General features: G+C 70.2%; 4 protein-coding genes. All 4 read left to right on the top strand.

Annotated features, from left to right (window positions below; all coding sequences use genetic code 11):
• The coding region (locus P409_RS27170) for a carbohydrate ABC transporter permease (RefSeq protein WP_202964827.1) at window positions 1-895 on the top strand (895 nt) is incomplete at its 5' end.
• 11 nt (window positions 896-906) lie between these two features.
• Window positions 907-1,746 carry a carbohydrate ABC transporter permease gene (locus P409_RS27165; protein ID WP_034845753.1) on the top strand — a complete coding sequence of 280 codons (840 nt, stop codon included), beginning with the start codon at window positions 907-909 and terminating at the stop codon, window positions 1,744-1,746.
• Window positions 1,747-1,779: 33 nt separating this feature from the next.
• Window positions 1,780-3,720, top strand: a complete 1,941-nt coding sequence (locus P409_RS27160) for a beta-galactosidase (RefSeq protein ID WP_034845752.1) — start codon at window positions 1,780-1,782, stop codon at window positions 3,718-3,720.
• Between the two features lie 34 nt (window positions 3,721-3,754).
• Window positions 3,755-4,657, top strand: a complete 903-nt coding sequence (locus tag P409_RS27155; protein WP_161790481.1) for an aldo/keto reductase — start codon at window positions 3,755-3,757, stop codon at window positions 4,655-4,657.
• Window positions 4,658-4,693 lie beyond the last annotated feature (36 nt).

Genomic DNA, 4,693 nt, shown 5'->3' with positions numbered 1-4,693 from the left:
CCCCGCGGCGGAGGCCGGCGCCGGGTGGCGCCGCCGGCGGCACGCGCTGGCGCCGTACTGGTTCCTGCTGCCCTTCTTCCTGGTCTTCGCGGTGTTCTGGTGCTGGCCGATCATCGATTCGGCGCTGCTGTCGCTGCAGAACACGCGGGTGAACCCCTGGGTCTGGAACATCGGCATCAACTGGCGGCGCCTGCTGGTCGACCGCGCCTTCCAGGAGGCGCTGAAGAACACGCTGATCATCCTGGCCATCCAGGTGCCGGTGATGCTGACCCTGGCGACGCTGCTGGCGGTGGCCCTGAACTCGCCGCTGCTGAAGCTGCGGCCGATCTACCGCTTCGCCTTCTTCGCCCCGGTCGTGGTGAGCGACGTCGCCTATTCGGTGGTGTTCCGGCTGCTGTTCAACGGCCAGTTCGGCGCGGTCAACCACGGGCTCGCGGCCCTCGGCCTGGCGCCGATCGACTGGCTGCACGACCCGGACGCGGCGATGGCCACGATCATGGTGGCGATGACCTGGCGCTGGACCGGCTACAACGCCATCATCCTCCTGGCCGGGCTGCAGTCGATCCCGCGCGACCTGTACGAGGCGGCGGCGATCGACGGCGCCACCCCGGCCGACAAGTTCTTCCGCATCACCCTGCCGCTGCTGAAACCGATCGTGGTCTTCTGCCTGGTGCTGTCGATCATCGGCACGATGCAGCTGTTCACCGAGCCCTGGCTGATCACCGACCGCGGCGGCCCGGGCGGCGCCACCGAGACGCTCGGCACCTATCTCTACAAGCAGGGCTTCGTCAGCCTGAACTTCGGCTATGCCGCGGCGATCGCCTACACCATCGCCGGCATGGCGGCGGTGATGGCGGCCGTGAACCTGATGCTCACCCGCGGCCGGAAGGCGTGAGGAGGATGGCCATGTCCCGCTCCATGACCTCGCGCCGCCGCTGGGGCAGCCTGCTCCTCACCGGCGGCATGGCGCCCGTGGCCCTGCTGTGGCTGGCGCCGCTGTACCTGATGGCCGTCTTCGCCACCCTGCCCGACTACGCCATCTTCTCGCCGGACCTGCCGCTGACCCCGGGCGGCAATTTCTGGGAGAACCTGGCCTTCCTGGACGACACCGCCAGCTTCGGCCGGGCGATGCTGAACTCGATCGGCATCGCCACCGTCTCGGCGGCTCTGTCGCTGCTCTTGACCAGCATGGCCGGCTACGCCTTCGCCCGCTTCCGGTTCGTCGGCAAGCAGGCGGCGTTCAGCCTGCTGGTGGCGGCCCTGACCGTGCCCTATGCCGTGGTGATCGTGCCGCAATACGTGCTGGTGGCGCGCGACCTGGGCCTGTCCAACACCTGGATCGCGGTGATCGTGCCGCCGCTGTTCTATTCGCTCGGCGTGCTGTTCATGCGCCAGACCTTCCTGTCGCTGCCGCAGGAGCTGCTGGACGCCGCCCGGATCGACGGCGCGCGCGAGGGCCGGATCTTCTTCACCATCGCCCTGCCGCTGGTGCGGCCCAGCATGGCGGCGCTGGCGATCATCCTGTTCCTGGCCTCCTGGAACAACTACCTGTGGCCGCTGCTGGTCGCGACCCAGCCGGGCGCCCGCACCGCGCCGGTGGCGCTGGGCAGCCTGATCGGGCTGAATGTGGTGCCCTGGGGTGCCCTGATGACCGGGGCCGTGCTGCTGACCCTGCCCATGCTGGCCGTCTTCATCTTCCTGCAGCGCTATTTCGTGGCCGGCATCACCGCCGGCGCGGTGAAGTAGCGCCCCAACCTCCGCTCCTGACGAGGCTTCCGAATGCTCGGCGTCTGCTATTACCCGGAACACTGGCCCGAAGAATGGTGGGAGGACGATGCCCGCCGGATGTGCGAGGTCGGCATCACCTTCGTCCGCATCGCCGAATTCGCCTGGTCGCGGATCGAGCCGGAGCCGGGACGTTTCGACTGGGGGTGGCTGGACCGCGCCATCGACACGCTGGGCGCCGCCGGGCTGAAGGTGGTGATGTGCACGCCGACGGCGACGCCGCCGAAATGGCTGGTCGACCGCCACCCGGACATCCTGCCGGTGAACGAATATGGCGGCACCCGCGGCTTCGGCTCGCGCCGCCACACCAGCTTCTCCAGCAGCACCTGGCTGCGCGAGAGCGCGCGGATCACCGAGGAGGTGGCCCGGCGCTACGGCGCCCATGACGCGGTGGCCGGCTGGCAGACCGACAACGAGTTCGGCTGCCACGACACCGTGCTGTCCTACGGCCGCGAGGACGTCGCCGCCTTCCGCACCTGGCTGCGCCACCGCTACCAGACGCCGGAGGCGCTGAACCAGGCCTGGGGCAACGTGTTCTGGTCGATGGAGGTGAACGGCTTCGACGAGATCATCGCCCCGGTCGGCGCGGTGACCGAGACCAACCCGGCGGCACGGCTGGACTACTGGCGCTTCGCCTCGGACCAGGTCGCGGCCTACAACCGGATGCAGGTGGAGATCATCCGCCAGCATTCGCCGGGCCGCTTCGTCACCCACAATTTCATGGGCTTCTTCCAGGAGTTCGACCACTGGCCGCTGGGCGAGGACCTGGATATCGCGTCCTGGGACAGCTACCCGCTGGGCACGCTGGAGAAGATCGCCTGCGACGATGACGAGCGGGCGCGCTGGGCCCGCACCTCGCACCCCGATCTGGCGCCGTTCAACCACGACCTGTACCGCGCCGTCGGCCGCGGCCGCTGGTGGGTGATGGAGCAGCAGCCCGGGCCGGTGAACTGGGCCGCCTGGAACCCGGTGCCGAAGCCCGGCATGGTCCGGCTGTGGAGCTGGGAGGCGCTGGCCCATGGCGCCGAGGTGGTCAGCTATTTCCGCTGGCGGCAATGCCCCTTCGCGCAGGAGCAGATGCATGCCGGGCTGAACCGGCCGGACCGCAAGCTGTCGCCCGGCGGGCTGGAGGCGACGCAGGTCGGGCAGGAGCTGGCGAAGCTCGGTGCCCTCCCCGCCTCGACCCGCGCCCCGGTGGCGCTGGTGTTCGACTACGAGACCTCCTGGATCACCCGGATCCAGCCGCAGGGCCGCGACTTCCGCTACACCGACCTGGCATTCCGCTGGTACGAGGCGATCCGCCGCCTGGGCCTGGATGTCGACATGGTCCGCCCCGGCGCCTCCGTGGCCGGCTACAAGGCGGTGGTGGTGCCGTCGCTGGCGCATGTATCCGACGCCGCGCTGCAGGCCTTCGCCGCGACCGACGCGATCATCCTGTTCGGCCCGCGCACCGGGTCGAAGACCCGCGACCTCAGCATCCCGGACGAGCTGCCGCCCGGCGCGCTGCAGGAGCTGCTGCCGCTGAAGGTGATCCAGGTGGCGTCGCTGCGCCCGAACCTGGCCGAGCCGGTCGAGGGGCCGGGCCTGTCCGGATCGATCCGGCGCTGGCGCGAATGGCTGGAGACCGACCTGCCGGTGCAGGCCAGCTTCGCTGACGGCGCCCCGGCCCTGGTCGGCGACGGCAGCCGCTTCTACCTGGCCGGCTGGCCGGACCCGGCGCTGCTGCGCGGCGTCATGGCCGACCTGCTGGGCAGCGTCGGGCTGCCCGTCGCCGAGCTGCCGGAGGCGGTGCGGCTGCGCCGCCGCGGAAACCTGACCTTCGCCTTCAACTACGGCGAGATCGACTGGGCGGCGCCGGAGAAGGATGCCGGCCGCTACCTGCTGGGCGGGCCGGTGGTGCCGCCGCAGGGCGTGGCCTGCTGGCGGGCGGAATAAGGGAAGCACAATGATCTACGGCACGATTCCGGGCGTGGCGAAGCCTGTCGCCCGCATGGTGATGGGCGTCGACAACCAGGACGACCTGGCGCAGGCGGTGCCGCTGTTCGACGACTATATCGAACGCGGCGGCAACTGCTTCGACACCGCCCGGATCTACATGCGCGGCGGCTGCGAGGCGCTGTTCGGCGAGTATCTGGCGAGCCGGGGGGGGCGCGACCGCATCGTCCTGATCGGCAAGGGCGCGCACACCCCGAACTGCACGCCGGAGGCGGCGCGCAGCCAGCTGGAGCAGAGCCTGGAGGCGCTGCGCACCGACCGCGTCGACATCTACTTCCTGCACCGCGACAACCCGGAGGTGCCGGTCGGCGAGTTCGTCGACGTGCTGGACGCGCTGCACCGCGAGGGCAGGATCGGCGTGTTCGGCGGCTCGAACTGGAGCCTGGAGCGGTTCCGGGCGGCGAACGACTATGCGAGGCGCACCGGGAAGGCCGGCTTCACGGTGCTGAGCAACAACCTGGCCCTGGCCCGGATGGTCGAGCCGGTCTGGGCCGGCTGCGTCTCGGCCCGCGACCCGGACTGGCTGGGCCATCTGGAGGAGAGCGGCACGGCCCTGTTCGCCTGGTCCTCGACCGCCCGCGGCTTCTTCACCGAGCGCGGCGATCCGTCAAAGGCGGCAGCGGAGCCGGAGATCGCGAAGTCCTGGCACGCCGAGGATAATTTCGAGCGGCGGCGGCGCGCCATCGCTTTGGCCGAGAGCAAAGGCACAAGCCCGGTGCAGATCGCCATGGCCTGGGTGCTGTCGCAGCCCTTCGCCACCTTCGCTCTGTCCGGCCCGCGCACGCTGGACGAGAGCCGCCGCAACATCGAGGGCCTGTCGGTCACCCTGACCGACAGCGAGCGCGACTGGCTGGACCTAAAGCGGGACGCGGTTTAGGCCACAGGAACCACACCGCCCTTTTCCCATCCCCCC

The sequence above is a fragment of the Inquilinus limosus MP06 genome (assembly GCF_000767795.1).
GTDB classification, from domain to species: domain Bacteria; phylum Pseudomonadota; class Alphaproteobacteria; order DSM-16000; family Inquilinaceae; genus Inquilinus; species Inquilinus limosus_E.
The sequence above is the reverse complement of the archived record's forward strand: the minus strand, read 5'-3'. Positions and strand labels throughout refer to the sequence as shown.